This window comes from Mesorhizobium sp. M7A.F.Ca.US.010.02.1.1 (assembly GCF_004023085.1).
Classification (GTDB): Bacteria; Pseudomonadota; Alphaproteobacteria; order Rhizobiales; family Rhizobiaceae; genus Mesorhizobium.
The window spans coordinates 135,589-148,788 of the sequence record NZ_RZRV01000003.1; the positions used below are offsets into that span (position 1 = coordinate 135,589).

A 13,200-nucleotide genomic window follows, 5' to 3' on the forward strand; every position below is an offset into this window, starting at 1 on the left:
CTCATGCCGCAAGCTTTGCCGCAACCGCGCCGAAGGCGGTGATCAGCCGGTTGACCTGGGTCCCAGTGGTCGCCGGCGAGATCAGCATCATGTTGTGGAAGGGTGCGATCAGCACGCCGCGATTGACCAGCGCGACATGGATGGCTGCCTCCAGTTCCGGCGCATGCGCCACTTCCGCCTCGGCGCCATTGCGCAGCGGACCGGGCGCACAGATGAACTCGACACGAGCGCCGACGCGCGAAACATGCCAGGGCAGGCGATAGCGATCGATCACGCCGGTTAGCCCGGCATCGAGCCGCCGCGCCAGATGATCCATCCGGTCATAATTCTCCGGCGTCATCACCTCTTCAAGCGTGGCGCGCATCGCTGCGAACTGTAGCGGGTTGGCCGAGAGCGTCGTTCCCATACCGGAATAGCCCGGCTCCTTGGTCCTGTTGTAATCTGCGTAGCGCGAGGCGACGTCGTCACTCATGCCCCATACACTTGCCGGCACACCGCCGGCAATCGGCTTGCCCAGGACGAAGAGGTCCGGGTCGAGGCCATACTTCCTCGTATAGCCGCCGGGGCCGGTCGAGATCGTGTGCGTCTCGTCGATCAGAAGCAGCGTGCCGGCTTGGCGTGTCAGTTTGCGCAGGGCGTCATGGTAACCCGGATCGGCCAGCACCATGCAGGAATTGGTCAGTACCGGCTCGGCGATGACGCAGGCGACGTCCTTATCCCCAAGCGCGGCTTCGAGTGCTGAAATATCGTTGAACTCGATGACCTTGGCCGTGCGGGTCAGGTCGCGGAACTCGCCCGCCAATCCCGGCCGGTTGACGGGCTTGCCGTCGATCAGCCGCACCATCGTCTCGTCGACCGAGCCATGATAGCAGCCGTTGAAGACCAGGATTTTTTCGCGGCCGGTGACGGCACGGGCAACACGCAGCGCAAAGCGGTTGGCGTCGGTCGCCGTCGTCGCGATCTGCCAGAACGGCAGGCCGAAGCGCTGCTGCAGCAGCGGCCCTATGGCCAGCGCATCTTCCGAAGGCAGCATATAGGTCAGGCCGCGTCCGGCCTGGCGGCGGATGGCGCGTGCCACCGGTGGCGGCGAATGGCCGAACATCGAGCCGGTGTCTCCAAGGCAGAAATCGTCGAGCTTGTTTCCGTCGATGTCGGTGATCGTCGCGCCCCTGGCGTTGTCGACCAGGATCGGGAACGGCGTCGGCCAATCGTTCATCCAGTGCATCGGGACGCCGCCGAAGAAGCCGGGCAGGCCGTTGCCGATCTTGGCTTGCGATTTTGGCCGCGCCTTGCGGAAGGCTGCCCCCTCGGTTTCGCGCAAATCGGCAATGCGGTCGCGGCCGATGCCGCCGATGGACGTCTTGGACATATCGCTGTGCATGAAAACCCCTCTGGTCGATCCCTCTTAGCCAATCCGTGTCCGCATCCGCAATTGGCCGCGCATCTGTCCTGCGTTGGCTCAGCCTTTGGCAGCGGCGCTTGACCGTGCTGCCGAAGTCAGCGCCAATATGAGCGGGATTTGAGGTGGAGGGGCAAAATGAGAACGATCATGTGTGTGGCAATGCTTCTGTCGTCGGCTGGCGCTGCCTTTGCGTCGGGCGGCATCTGGTGCTCCACCGAGGACACGGCGGCGACATTCGAGGTCGAGGCAGGCGTCACCAGAGGCATGGGCGGGCCGACCTTCAACTTTCGCGGCAACCTCGAAATTCTGAGCCGGCCTGCCGGCGACAGCCTGCGCAAGACCGTGTTCGAGGATTCCAACCTGACGCAGTACTGGCTCGACGGCAAGGAATTGCGGCTGAACATCTATCGTGAGCACGAGGCCGCGCAAAAGATCAACTCGATCGAACTGACGATCCTGACCAAGACCAGCGACGAAGGCGTCTATGACGGGAGCTATACGCTCTCCATCTACGACGCCGCGGCGGATACGGACCAGGACGGCAAACCGGTTGAAATCAGCGGCAAAGTGTCGTGTGGAGCGGAGTGAGCGGGGTCAGGCCGTGATGTCGATGACGCCGCAATCGCCGGCGGCACTGCCGAAGGCGACACGGCGTTCTTCCTTGTCCCACATCATCGAGGTGATGGAGCCCTTGCCCGGCCGTCGCAACAGCACTTCCTTGGCGTCGGCAAAACGCACCGCCATCACCATGCCGTCATCATAGCCTATGGCGACGACATCCTGGCTCGGATGGCAGGCGACAGCCGTCACCATGGCGTTGCCTCGCGTGCCGAGTTCCAGCGGCGCCTTGCCCATCGGCCCATCCTTGCCCGAAAACGGCCAGACGATCGCCGCCGGCGCGCCGGAACTCGCCAGCCACTTGCCCTTCACGCTCCACGACAGGCTTTTCACCTTGCCGGGATAGCCGGTCATGCGCATGTGCTTGCCGTCGGCGAGCTTCCAGCCGTGCAGCGCGTTTTCCTGCATGGTGGTGACGAGGAAGGCGCCATCCGGCGAGAAGGTGACGCCGGTGTGGGCACCGGCCCATTCGAGTTCCACCGGCTTGCCCTCGGCGGCGGGGAAATGCAGCGTCGCGCCATTGTAGCGGGCAACGCCGAAGCGCATGCCCTTGGGCGAGAAGGCCAGGCCCTCGACCGAACGCGGATGGGTGAATTCCCTGGTCTTGCCGTCGGCGAAGCGCACGAAGGCGGTCTTGCCTGAGGCATAGGCGATGGCGCCTTGCGGCCCGGCGGCAACGCTGGTGATCCACTTCCTGGCGGCGCTTGCCAATTCCGTGGCCTCGCCGCCCGCTTTCACGGCAAACACCTTGCCGTCCTCGCCGCCGGTGATCAGCCGGTCATTGGCTGCATCATGGAAGGCGGCAAGCACCCCGTCATTGGCCTGAACTGTCTTGTGGCCATGGTCGAGCCGATGGACGGCGCCGTCGGCCATCGCAAAATGCGGCACGTCGCCGAGAAAGACGGCGGCGATGCAATGTCCCTGGAGATCAAGCGGGGCGACGGTTGGCATGGTTATCTTTATTCACCTGGACGAGATTGCAGAGACAACCCGGCGGCTTACTCGACGTTTGCGGTTCCGGCAACCATAAGGGTTGCCATCGAAGGATGTTCGATCGCGCTGTTTCGCGATCGACTCCTCGCGTTAAGCGGGTGCCGTTACAGTGTGTTTGGCAACGCCGCAATCACTTTGCGTAGCTTGGCGTTGGGCTTCGGCGGGCGTTCCAGCAGATCGAGGATACGCACGAAATCGGTGGCGGACACCCTCACTACCTCGGCGGCATCGATCGCGGGCTGGGCTTCATGCTCAGTCATGCTATCGGTCGATCTAGGCATCACTTGTTCCTACCCGAGCAAAATTACGCCTGGCAGGCGTCAAAGCTCTTCCTCAGCCGTTCGGCGTCGAGTTCGCGGCCGATGAACACCAGCCGGCTCTCATGCTTCTCGCCGTCCTTCCAGGCGCGCTGGTGATCGCCCTCGATGATCATGTGCACGCCCTGGATGACATAGCGTTCGTCGTCGCCCTTGAGCGCGATGATGCCTTTCAGCCGCAGGATGTTGGGGCCTTCCATCTGGGTGATCTTCTCGATCCAGGGGAAGAATTTCTTCGGGTCCATCTCGCCGCCGCGCAGCGACACCGACTGCACCGTCACGTCATGGATGTCTGAAGCATGAGCGTGATGGTGGTGCCCGTCATGATCGTGGTGGTGGTGATCGTGACCGTCATGATCGTGGTCATGATGATCGTGATCGTCATGCGCCTCGAGGAAATGCGGGTCGTTTTCCAGCGCCCTGGACAGGTCGAAGGCGCCGCGGTCTAGCACCTCGGTCAGCGCGACGCCGGCTCGCGTCGTGCGATGGATCTTCGCCGCCGGATTGATGGCGCGGATCGTTGCCTCGACCTTGGCGAGTTCTTCTGATGTGACGAGGTCGGTCTTGTTGAGCACGACGACGTCGGCGAAGGCGATCTGGTCCTCGGCTTCCCTGGAATCCTTGAGCCGTAACGGCAGATGCTTGGCGTCGACCAGCGCCACCACCGCGTCAAGCCTGGTCTTGGAGCGCACGTCGTCGTCCATGAAGAAGGTCTGCGCCACCGGCACCGGATCGGCGAGCCCGGTGGTCTCGACCACGATGGCGTCGAAGCGGCCTGGCCGGCGCATCAGGCCCTCGACGACACGGATCAGGTCGCCGCGCACCGTGCAGCAGATGCAGCCATTGTTCATCTCGTAGATTTCCTCATCGGATTCCACGATCAGATCATTGTCGATGCCGATTTCGCCGAATTCGTTGACGATAACGGCGTAGCGCTTGCCGTGGTTTTCCGACAGGATGCGGTTGAGCAGCGTCGTCTTGCCGGCGCCGAGATAGCCGGTGAGAACGGTTACGGGGATCTGCGTCTGTGCGTCGCTCATGGCTTGCCTCGAAAGTGCTGGCCTCGAAAATTCGGCCTGAGAAAAAGGGAATGTCGGCTCCATATAGGGTGTGTGCCGGGCTTTTGCACGGGGCAAACCTATGGGCCAAACCGGCTTGCCGACATTGCTGAATTTTCATTGGCGAGAGCCGCTGTGACCGCCTAGATCAGGATACGAGAGGCCAATTCGAGAGGCAAGATATGTCCGGCAAGCCATCCTCCTTCTCAATGAGCCGGCGCCAGGCGCTCGGTTTGATCGCGGTCACCGCCGGCGGTGGTGCCTTCCTGCCCGCCGCCGCGATAGCAGACCAGACTTTACCCTATGCCGGACTGGCCTTGTTCGAAAACGGCGCCGGTGTCTGCACCATTACGCCTGAAGTGACCGAGGGGCCGTTCTATTTCGACCCGAAACTCGAACGTGCGGACGTCACCGAAGGCAAGAAGGGCATAGCCCTTGGCGTTCGGCTGCAGGTTGTCGACGCGGACTGCCGCCCACTTGCCGGCGCCCGCGTCGACATCTGGCATTGCGACGCGCAAGGCGCCTATTCCGGCTATCCCAGACAGGGTGACGACCGCGACGTCGACACGTCGGGCCGGACCTTCCTGCGTGGTTGGCAGAAGACCGATGCAAGCGGCATCGTTTCCTTCGCCACCATCTATCCCGGCTGGTATCGCGGCCGCACCACCCATATCCATTTCAAGATCTTCCCTAACGACAGTTCGGTGATGACCGGACAGTTGTTCTTCCCCGACAGCCTCAGCGAGCAGATATTCACCACAGTCGCGCCCTACAATGACCGACCCGGCAAGCGCGACACCTCGAATGCCGCGGACGGCATCGCCAGGCGGGCCGGACCGCAATCGCAGGCTGCGCTGCGCGAACTGGAGGATGCCTATCAGGCGCTGATGATCGTAGCGGTGAAGCCCGGCTGAGCGGCGGTCACTCCACCACCCTGCTCGCGACGAAAACTCCGGCTGGGAATTCGTTTGTCATCTAACTGAAATAAACATCTGGCATTAGCCACGGCGGACACCACAATGCTTGCCGGCAAAGCTGTTTGAAGCACCGGAATCTTTTTGATCGTCGATTGCCAACCGGCCGGCTGCCTCTATGCTGCCCGCACCGGTACGGCCGAAGAGGGATGACCATGGCCAAGGCGGACAAGACTGCAACAATGAGCCGGCTGCATTCGGCGGCAAGGCTGGCAAGAACGGCGCTGGCTGCCCGGCTTCTGGCGCACGGCTTCTATGCCGGCCAGGACCAGATCATGCTGGCGCTCGACCGTGAAGACGGTCAGACGCCGGGCAATCTTGCCGGACGCCTCGGCGTGCGCCCGCCGACGATCACCAAGACCATCAACCGGCTGCAGGCCCAGGGTTTCCTGGAGAAGCGCGCCTCGGAGGCTGATGCCCGCCAGGCCCATATCTTCCTCACCGATACAGGCCGCGACATCATCCACGCCATCGAGAAATCGGTGAAGAAGACCGAAAAGCAGGCGCTGAAGGGCCTCGACAAGAAGGACCAGAAGTCGCTGTTCAAACTGCTTGCCCGCATCGAGGCCAACCTCTCGAACGAGGAACTGGTGCTCATCGACGACGACGCCGAGTCGGACGACTGACCGTCAGATTGTCGCGGCAGGCGATCAAGCCGCCGCGGCAGAGCCCTGGATCAGCGACGACCAGCGTCCCGGTGTCATGCCGAATGCCTTCTTGAATTGCCTGATAAAATGGCTCTGGTCGCTGAAGCCGGCTTCGACTGCGATCTGTGCCAACGGTTCGCCGGCGGCGATCATCCGCCGCGCGCGCTGAAGCCGGCGCATCACCAGGAAGCGATGCGGACTGGTCGAGAAAGCGGCGCGGAAGTGCCGCGACAAGGCATAGCGGTCGAGCCCGGTTACCGCTTCCAGTTCACCGGAGCGCACCGGCCGGGTCAGGTTTTCCGTAAGATAGTCGCGTGCTAGCGCAGCCGCCCGCCACGCCGTCCTGGTCATCGGCTTCGCCGACTGGCCGCCATGCCGGATCAGGCTTTGCATCAGTTGCGTCAGGAAGTCGTCGACGAACAACTCGTCGAGTTCCTGCTCCAGCGGACCCAGCGCCGAAAGCAGCGTTGCGCAAAAGGCGGCGTCCGTCACCACGCCATCCCTGACAAAAGGCAGCGAAGCGCCGCCAAGGCAGCCGAGCATCAGCGACGGCTCCAGATAGAGCATTCGGTAGCGCAGGCCGTCCTCGGTGCCGGCGCCGCCGTCATGCAACTCGTCGGGATGCAGAACGATGATCTGTCCCGGAAGGCTGTGGCGCGCAGCGCCGAGATAGCGAAACGTCTGCACACCGTGCAGCGTCACCCCGATCGCATAGGTGTCGTGGCGATGCAGGTCGAACGCGCTGCCACGGAAGCGCGCCTCGATCCGCTCCATGCCTGCGGGATCGGGGGCGGAGATGATACGGTTTTCCGCCGCATCGACGCACAAACGTCCAAGACCCTTGAAAGCCTGGCTGTCTAGATCGTGCGACATCGTCTCCTTCAGCCTCGCATTGGGGCACAACCGAATGGCCAATGTCTCATGTTCGATACGAAATTTGCAATCGTGCTCGGGGAAGATCTGCCGGTCTGGCAGAAACTCAACGTCACCGCTTTCCTGACCAGCGGCATCGTCGCGCAGTTTCCCGATATCATCGGTGAACCCTATCGCGACCGCGCCGGCAATCTCTACAACCCGCTGTCGATCCAGCCGGTCATCGTTTTGTCCGCCGACCAGGCAACGTTGGGCGCCATCCACCGGCGCACACTAGAGCGCGGCGTGACCACCTCGCTCTATGTCGAGGAGATGTTTTCGACCGGCTTTGACGCGGCTAACCGTGCCGTCTTCGCCGAATTCGCGCCTGAAGACGCCAAGGTGGTCGGGATCGCGCTTCGCGCCGACAAGAAGCTGGTCGATAAAATCACCAAGGGCGCCCGCATGCACGCCTAGCCAAGGCACTACGCCTGCCGGCGGCTCTTGTTGTGCCAGCAGGCTTTCACCTCGGGGCTGGCGACAATTGCCTTGCCGGGAGCCGGCAATTCCCGCAAAGGTGGGCTTCAGCCCAGCTTCCCACCCGGCCTGCAAGTGAGTGCTCCCCAAAGACATGTAGAAAGCGCGACGCCCCCGGTGGCGATCCTGTGCATGCTTTCCACCTATGTCTGCTTCACCTTCCTCGACACATCAAGCAAATACCTCGTCCTTGCCGGCGTTTCCGTGCTGGTCGTTGCCTGGGTGCGCTTTGCCGTGCATGTGGTGCTGGTCGGCGCGCTGCTGCGCGGCTGGCGCCAACCGGTGCGGTTTCGTCCGGTCAACCTGCCGGCGCATATCTTGCGTGGCGCGTTCCTGTTCGGATCGACCATATTCAATGCCCTGGCGCTCAAATCCCTGCAACTGGCCGAGACAACCTCGATCTATTTCTTCGGGCCGATGGTGATCACGGCGCTGGCCGGTCCGCTGCTTGGCGAGTGGGCCGGCTGGCGGCGCTGGCTGGCGATCCTGGCGGCCTTTGCCGGCGTCCTCATCATCACCCGGCCGGGCGTCGGCGTTTTCGGCATCGGACATCTCTTCGCGCTCGGCTCGATGCTGTCGAACTGCTTCTACGTCATCATGACGCGCCGCATGTCGGCGACCGAGACATCGGAGAGCCTCATCCTGTTTTCGGCGCTGGCGCCGGCGCTGCTGCTGTTGCCCCTGCTGCCGTTTTCGTTTTCCCTGCCGCATGATGGCTGGCACTGGTTCGTGCTGCTGATGCTCGGCGTGTTCGGCGGCGTCGGTCACTGGCTGCTGGTCCAGGCCTACCGGCTGGCGACAACCACGGCTTTGGCGCCCTATCCCTATTCGCAGATGGTGTGGATGATCATTTCCGGCTGGATCGTCTTCAAGCAGTTTCCCGACCGCTGGACATTGGTCGGCGCCGCCATCATCGTCGCCAGCGGTCTCTACATCGTCCATCGCGAGCATAGGCTTCGGCTGCGGAGCCGCGCGGCCTCGGATGTCGAGGCCGAAGCGTTGGCAAAAAAACTTTGATTTGCCCCCGATCGGTGGCATAACGCCGCCTTTAAACAGTTTAGGTCTGGAAGTTCAGGTCCGGGGAGCACACGTCGCTGGCACAAAAAATCAAGCTTTCGACGATCGCGGATGCGCTCGGCGTGTCCACGGCCACGGTCTCGCTGGCGCTGCGCGACAGCCCTCTGGTTGCCGGGACCACCCGTGACCGCATCAAGGAACATGCCCGCGCCATCGGCTATATCTACAACCGACGCGCCGCCAGCCTGCGCACCTCGCGTTCCGGCATTGTCGGCGTCGTCGTCCACGACATCATGAACCCATTCTTCGCCGAGATCCTGCGCTCGATCGAAAGCGAGCTCGACCGCAGCCGGCAGACCTTCATCCTGTCCAATCATTATGATCAGCTCGAAAAGCAGCGCACCTTTATCGATACGCTTTTGCAGCTCGGCGCCGACGGCGTCATCATGTCGCCGGCGATAGGCACGCCGGCTTCCGACATCCTGATGGCCGAGGAGAACGGCCTCCCCGCTGTGCTGATCGCGCGCACCGTCGAGGGTGCCGACGTGCCGGTGTTTCGCGGCGATGACTCTTATGGGACAGGCCTCGCCACCAACCATCTGATCTCGCTCGGCCACAAGCGCATCGCCATGATCGGCGGCACCGACCAGACCTCGACCGGCCGTGACCGCTACCAGGGCTATGTCAACGCGATGGAGGCGGCCGGGCTGGAAGTCAGGCCGTCATGGCGCATCGCCGGCCCACGCACCAAGCAGGCCGGCTTCGAGGCCGCCGGACAGTTCCTGGCGCTGAAGGACAGACCGACGGCTGCCTGCTGCTGGAACGACCTTGTCGCCATCGGCCTGATGAACGGCATTGCCCGTGCCGGCCTTGTGCCCGGCGTAGACATCTCCGTTACCGGCTATGATGACCTTGAGGAAGCGGCGATCGCGACGCCGGCGCTGACCACTGTCTGGAACGGCCAGCGCGAGGTTGGCCGCCGCGCCGCCAGCGCGCTGCTCGACAAGCTCAACGGCCAGACGGTGCGGCCCTCGCAGGAATTGATCAAGCCGGAACTGCATGTGCGTCAGTCGACCGGCAAGCCGGTGGAGCGTGTATGACCAAGGCCGAACAGCTGCAATCCGTCGCCATCCTGGTGCCGGGCGATTTCAACGACCATGCGGTCGACCGCATCAACCGCACGTTCAGGCGTGTCAGAATCGAACGCGCCGATCCGGCGCTCGTCACTGACGAGATGCGCAGTGATGTGCGCGGCATCGCTTCGTTTGCCGGCATCGACGCGGCGATGATGGATGCATTGCCCAACCTCGAACTCATCGCCTCCTTCGGCGTCGGCTATGATTCGGTCGATGTCGTCCATGCCCGAGCGAAGAACATCATGGTCACCAACACGCCCGACGTGTTGACCGAGGAGGTCGCCGACACCACGATCGGGCTGCTGATCAACACCATCCGCGACTTGCCGCGCGCCGAAACCTGGTTGCGTGACGGCAGCTGGGTGCGCAAGGGCAACTATCCGCTGAGCCGGCTGACCTTGCGCGGGCGCAGTGTGGGTATTTTCGGCATGGGCCGCATCGGGCAGGCCATCGCCCGGCGTCTGGAAGCTTTTGGCTTGCCGGTCGCCTACCACAACCGGCGCCGTGTCGAAGGTCTTTCCTACCAGTATCATGCGACCCTGAAAGGGCTTGCAGAAGCCGTCGATACGCTGATTTCGGTGGCGCCGGGGGGCGCCTCGACGGAGAAGGCGGTCAATGCCGAGATCCTGTCGGCGCTTGGCGCCAACGGCGTCTTCGTCAACATCGGCCGTGGCAGCACTGTCGACGAAGCAGCGCTTGCGGCGGCCCTCGCCACCGGCATCATCGCCGCCGCCGGCCTCGACGTCTTTGCCGACGAACCGAACGTGCCCAAGGCGCTGCTCGATGCGCCCAACACCTCGCTACTGCCGCATGTCGGCTCGGCCTCGGACCACACCCGCCGCGCCATGGCGGATCTGTGCGTCGACAATCTGGTGTCCTGGTTCACCGAGCGCCGTCCGCTGACCCCGGTGCCCGAGACGGCGGAAGTCAAGGCGCGAGCTTGAGGCTGCCTCACTTATTAACGTCAGCTTAACCCTTTGGAATCATTCTTCAACCTATCCGTGTACGTGGATGAAGAATGATGAAAGCACTTTCCGCATTGATCGCTGCCGCAGCGCTGTTTGGTGGCATTCAGCTGTTTCATGGCGGCAGCGTGGAAAGCGTGGCCAACGAGGCCGCCCCGTCCAACAGCTACAGGCTGGTCGCCAACGGCGATGAGGCGGTCTGTGCAGTCAGCCGCGGGGCTGAAATTTCGGACGGTTTGTCGCTGCTCACCGTTGCTCCGAAATGCCGCCGGCTCTTGCCGGGCATAGAGCAGGCGAAGTTCTGGCGCGAGCAAAACGACGGCACGGTCGCCTTCAGCGCCAACGGCGTCGATCCGATCGTCACCTTCGCGGCTGCCGACGGCGACGGCTACGAATCCTATGCCCCAGCGCTGCCGCTGCTGTCGCTGGCGGCCATAGGCGATAAGAAATCTGGCGACTGATTATTCCGCTGCGGCCCGTGCGCCAGCCTTCGCTGCGGCGTGCAGCCGAACCGCATCGCCGAAGGCACGGAATATCTTCACCGAATTGCTGTCCGACTTGACCCAGTATTCCGGGTGCCATTGCACGCCGACGGCGAAGGCGCGGGCGTCGCGCACCGAAACCGCCTCGACCGTGCCGTCGCTGGCGACGGCCTCGACCTGCAGCTTCGAGCCGAGCCGGTCGATCGCCTGGCGGTGCAACGAATTGACCTTGATGTCGCCGGCACCGAACACGCCGGCCAGGCAACTGTCAGGTTTGATCGAAATGGTCTGGTGGATGGCGAAGCGTTCGTCCTGCTTGTCGCTCACCGGCGCGCGGTGGTCGAGCGAACCCTCGCGCTCCTGGATCTCGGTGCCAAGCGTGCCGCCCAGCGCCACGTTCAATTCCTGGATGCCGCGGCAGATGGCGAGCAGCGGCACGCCGCGTTCGATCGCCCGCCGGATGAGCGGCAGCGTCGTGGCGTCGCGCGCCGGATCATAGGGGCCATTGGCTTCGCTGGCGTCGCCGCCATAAAGCGAGGGGTGCACATTGGATTTCGAGCCGGTGACCATGACGCCGTCGACCGACGACAGAAGTTCGTCGAAATCGAGCCGGTCGCCGAACGATGGCACCAGCACCGGAAACACGCCGGCGCCGGTGATCGCCGCTTCCAGATATTGTTGTGGGGCTGCATGCCAGGTGTAGTTGTCGAACTGACGGACGTCGGTCGATATGGCGACGAGCGGCTGGTGCATTTTGGCTCTATGTTCCATCTGGGCAAGGATGTCCTGCCTGCAAAATAGGCTATCGCCGGGCATTTTTCCATGCCAAGTTTCAACGTGTCGCATGGGCCACGAAATGGCCTGTTAGACTATAGTTGCAGGGTAGCTGGGCTTCGCCGTCAAATCGGGTCGGCCTGCTGGACTCGACTTCTTGCCCGTGTATTGTCTCGAACGAACCGACAGGGAAACCGAGGATTTCCTGACGTCGGCCTGTTGATCCAAAAGGGAGGAAGTTCATGGATCGTCGTTCATTCATTCGCAAGGCCGGTGTCACCGGCGTCGGTGCCGCGGCGGCGGCGGCCACGCTGGCGGCGCCTGCCATCGCCCAGTCCAATCCCAAGGTGACATGGCGGCTGGCATCGTCCTTCCCGAAGTCGCTCGATACCATCTATGGCGGCGCCGAGGTGTTCTCGAAGATGCTGTCGGAAGCCACCGACGGCAATTTCCAGATCCAGGTTTTTGCTGCCGGTGAGCTGGTGCCTGGCCTGCAGGCCGCCGACGCCACCACGGCCGGCACGGTCGAGGCCTGCCATACGGTGGCATATTATTACTGGGGCAAGGACCCGACATGGGCGCTCGGTGCGGCGGTTCCCTTTTCGCTCAACGCACGCGGCATGAATGCCTGGCATTACCACGGCGGCGGCATCGACCTGTTCAACGAGTTTCTCGCCACGCAGGGCCTTTTCGGCCTGCCGGGCGGCAACACCGGCGTCCAGATGGGTGGCTGGTTCCGCAAGGAAATCAACACGGTGGCCGACCTTTCCGGCCTCAAGATGCGAATCGGCGGTTTTGCCGGCAAGGTGGTGCAGAAACTCGGCGTCGTGCCGCAGCAGATCGCCGGCGGTGATATCTATCCCGCGCTGGAGAAAGGCACCATCGACGCGGCCGAATGGGTTGGTCCCTATGATGACGAGAAGCTCGGCTTCTACAAGGTCGCGCCCTATTATTATTATCCCGGCTGGTGGGAGGGCGGCCCGACCGTCCACCTGATGTTCAACAAGGCGAAGTACGAAGAACTTTCGCCGACGTACAAGTCGCTGCTGCACACTGCCGCGCAGGCGGCCGACGCCAACATGCTGCAGAAATACGATTATCTGAACCCTGCGGCGGTGAAGCGACTGGTGGCCGGCGGCGCGAAACTGCGCCCGTTCAGCCAGGAGATCATGGCTGCCTGTTTCGAAAAGGCCAACGAGGTCTATACCGAAATGGAAGCCTCCAACGCCCCGTTCAAGAAGATCTGGGAATCGATCAAGGGCTTCCGCAAGGAGCACTATCTCTGGGCGCAGGTGGCCGAATACAATTACGACACCTTCATGATGGTCCAGCAGCGCAACGGCAAGCTGTAGTCGGCCGGACTTCTGCTCAAAAGCTCTCTGGGCGGAACCTGCTCAGGGAGCTTTTCTGTATATCCCGGGAGGCGAA

14 protein-coding genes and 1 pseudogene are annotated in these 13,200 nt (G+C 62.9%); 9 read left to right on the forward strand and 6 right to left on the reverse strand.

The features are described 5' to 3' along the window. Nucleotide 1: 1 nt before the first annotated feature. A complete protein-coding gene (locus EOA19_RS04135; protein WP_023813616.1) occupies nt 2-1,381 on the reverse strand; it encodes an aspartate aminotransferase family protein in 1,380 nt (459 codons plus the stop codon). A 156-nt stretch (nt 1,382-1,537) separates the two neighbouring features. Between EOA19_RS04135 and EOA19_RS04140 the strand changes: the two genes are divergently transcribed. Beyond that, entirely contained in the window at nt 1,538-1,990 is a 453-nt protein-coding gene (locus EOA19_RS04140; protein WP_023813615.1) for a hypothetical protein, read from the forward strand. A 6-nt stretch (nt 1,991-1,996) separates the two neighbouring features. On the opposite strand, the gene EOA19_RS04145 is transcribed toward EOA19_RS04140, so the two are convergent. The 3 genes and pseudogenes from EOA19_RS04145 to EOA19_RS04155 form a co-directional block, all read right to left on the reverse strand. After that, entirely contained in the window at nt 1,997-2,971 is a 975-nt protein-coding gene (locus tag EOA19_RS04145) for a WD40 repeat domain-containing protein (RefSeq protein ID WP_128302782.1), read from the reverse strand. A 146-nt stretch (nt 2,972-3,117) separates the two neighbouring features. After that, nucleotides 3,118-3,261: pseudogene (locus EOA19_RS04150) on the reverse strand (DUF1778 domain-containing protein); the annotation flags it as partial. A 56-nt stretch (nt 3,262-3,317) separates the two neighbouring features. Then, nucleotides 3,318-4,370 carry a GTP-binding protein gene (locus EOA19_RS04155; RefSeq protein ID WP_128302784.1) on the reverse strand — a complete coding sequence of 351 codons (1,053 nt, stop codon included), beginning with the start codon at nt 4,368-4,370 and terminating at the stop codon, nt 3,318-3,320. A gap of 200 nt (nt 4,371-4,570) precedes the next feature. Here EOA19_RS04155 and EOA19_RS04160 point away from each other — a divergent pair, with 200 nt between their 5' ends. Both EOA19_RS04160 and EOA19_RS04165 read left to right on the forward strand, forming a co-directional pair. Then, entirely contained in the window at nt 4,571-5,302 is a 732-nt protein-coding gene (locus tag EOA19_RS04160; protein ID WP_023813611.1) for an intradiol ring-cleavage dioxygenase, read from the forward strand. 215 nt (nt 5,303-5,517) lie between these two features. Beyond that, nucleotides 5,518-5,988: a MarR family winged helix-turn-helix transcriptional regulator gene (locus tag EOA19_RS04165; protein WP_013528223.1), complete on the forward strand. Its 471-nt coding sequence runs from the start codon at nt 5,518-5,520 to the stop codon at nt 5,986-5,988. A 24-nt stretch (nt 5,989-6,012) separates the two neighbouring features. Here EOA19_RS04165 and EOA19_RS04170 read toward each other — a convergent pair whose 3' ends face one another. Continuing rightward, nucleotides 6,013-6,882: an AraC family transcriptional regulator gene (locus EOA19_RS04170; protein ID WP_023813610.1), complete on the reverse strand. Its 870-nt coding sequence runs from the start codon at nt 6,880-6,882 to the stop codon at nt 6,013-6,015. 48 nt (nt 6,883-6,930) lie between these two features. On the opposite strand from EOA19_RS04170, the gene EOA19_RS04175 reads away from it, so the two are divergent. From EOA19_RS04175 to EOA19_RS04195, 5 genes are all read left to right on the forward strand, one after another. Beyond that, entirely contained in the window at nt 6,931-7,338 is a 408-nt protein-coding gene (locus EOA19_RS04175; protein WP_023813609.1) for a DUF2000 family protein, read from the forward strand. Between the two features lie 192 nt (nt 7,339-7,530). Beyond that, complete coding sequence (locus tag EOA19_RS04180) at nt 7,531-8,415, forward strand: DMT family transporter (protein ID WP_164892835.1); 885 nt, start codon at nt 7,531-7,533, stop codon at nt 8,413-8,415. A gap of 77 nt (nt 8,416-8,492) precedes the next feature. Then, nucleotides 8,493-9,515 carry a LacI family DNA-binding transcriptional regulator gene (locus tag EOA19_RS04185; protein WP_128302785.1) on the forward strand — a complete coding sequence of 341 codons (1,023 nt, stop codon included), beginning with the start codon at nt 8,493-8,495 and terminating at the stop codon, nt 9,513-9,515. Beyond that, a complete protein-coding gene (locus EOA19_RS04190) occupies nt 9,512-10,495 on the forward strand; it encodes a 2-hydroxyacid dehydrogenase (protein ID WP_128302786.1) in 984 nt (327 codons plus the stop codon). Before EOA19_RS04185 ends, EOA19_RS04190 begins: the two co-directional genes overlap by 4 nt. A gap of 77 nt (nt 10,496-10,572) precedes the next feature. Next, a complete protein-coding gene (locus tag EOA19_RS04195) occupies nt 10,573-10,977 on the forward strand; it encodes a hypothetical protein (RefSeq protein WP_164779975.1) in 405 nt (134 codons plus the stop codon). Here the strand turns inward: EOA19_RS04195 and EOA19_RS04200 are convergent, their stop codons facing one another. Next, nucleotides 10,978-11,751: a gamma-glutamyl-gamma-aminobutyrate hydrolase family protein gene (locus tag EOA19_RS04200; RefSeq protein ID WP_128302787.1), complete on the reverse strand. Its 774-nt coding sequence runs from the start codon at nt 11,749-11,751 to the stop codon at nt 10,978-10,980. Nucleotides 11,752-12,014: 263 nt separating this feature from the next. Here EOA19_RS04200 and EOA19_RS04205 point away from each other — a divergent pair, with 263 nt between their 5' ends. Next, nucleotides 12,015-13,124 carry a TRAP transporter substrate-binding protein gene (locus EOA19_RS04205; protein WP_013528215.1) on the forward strand — a complete coding sequence of 370 codons (1,110 nt, stop codon included), beginning with the start codon at nt 12,015-12,017 and terminating at the stop codon, nt 13,122-13,124. The last annotated feature ends 76 nt before the right edge of the window (nt 13,125-13,200 follow it).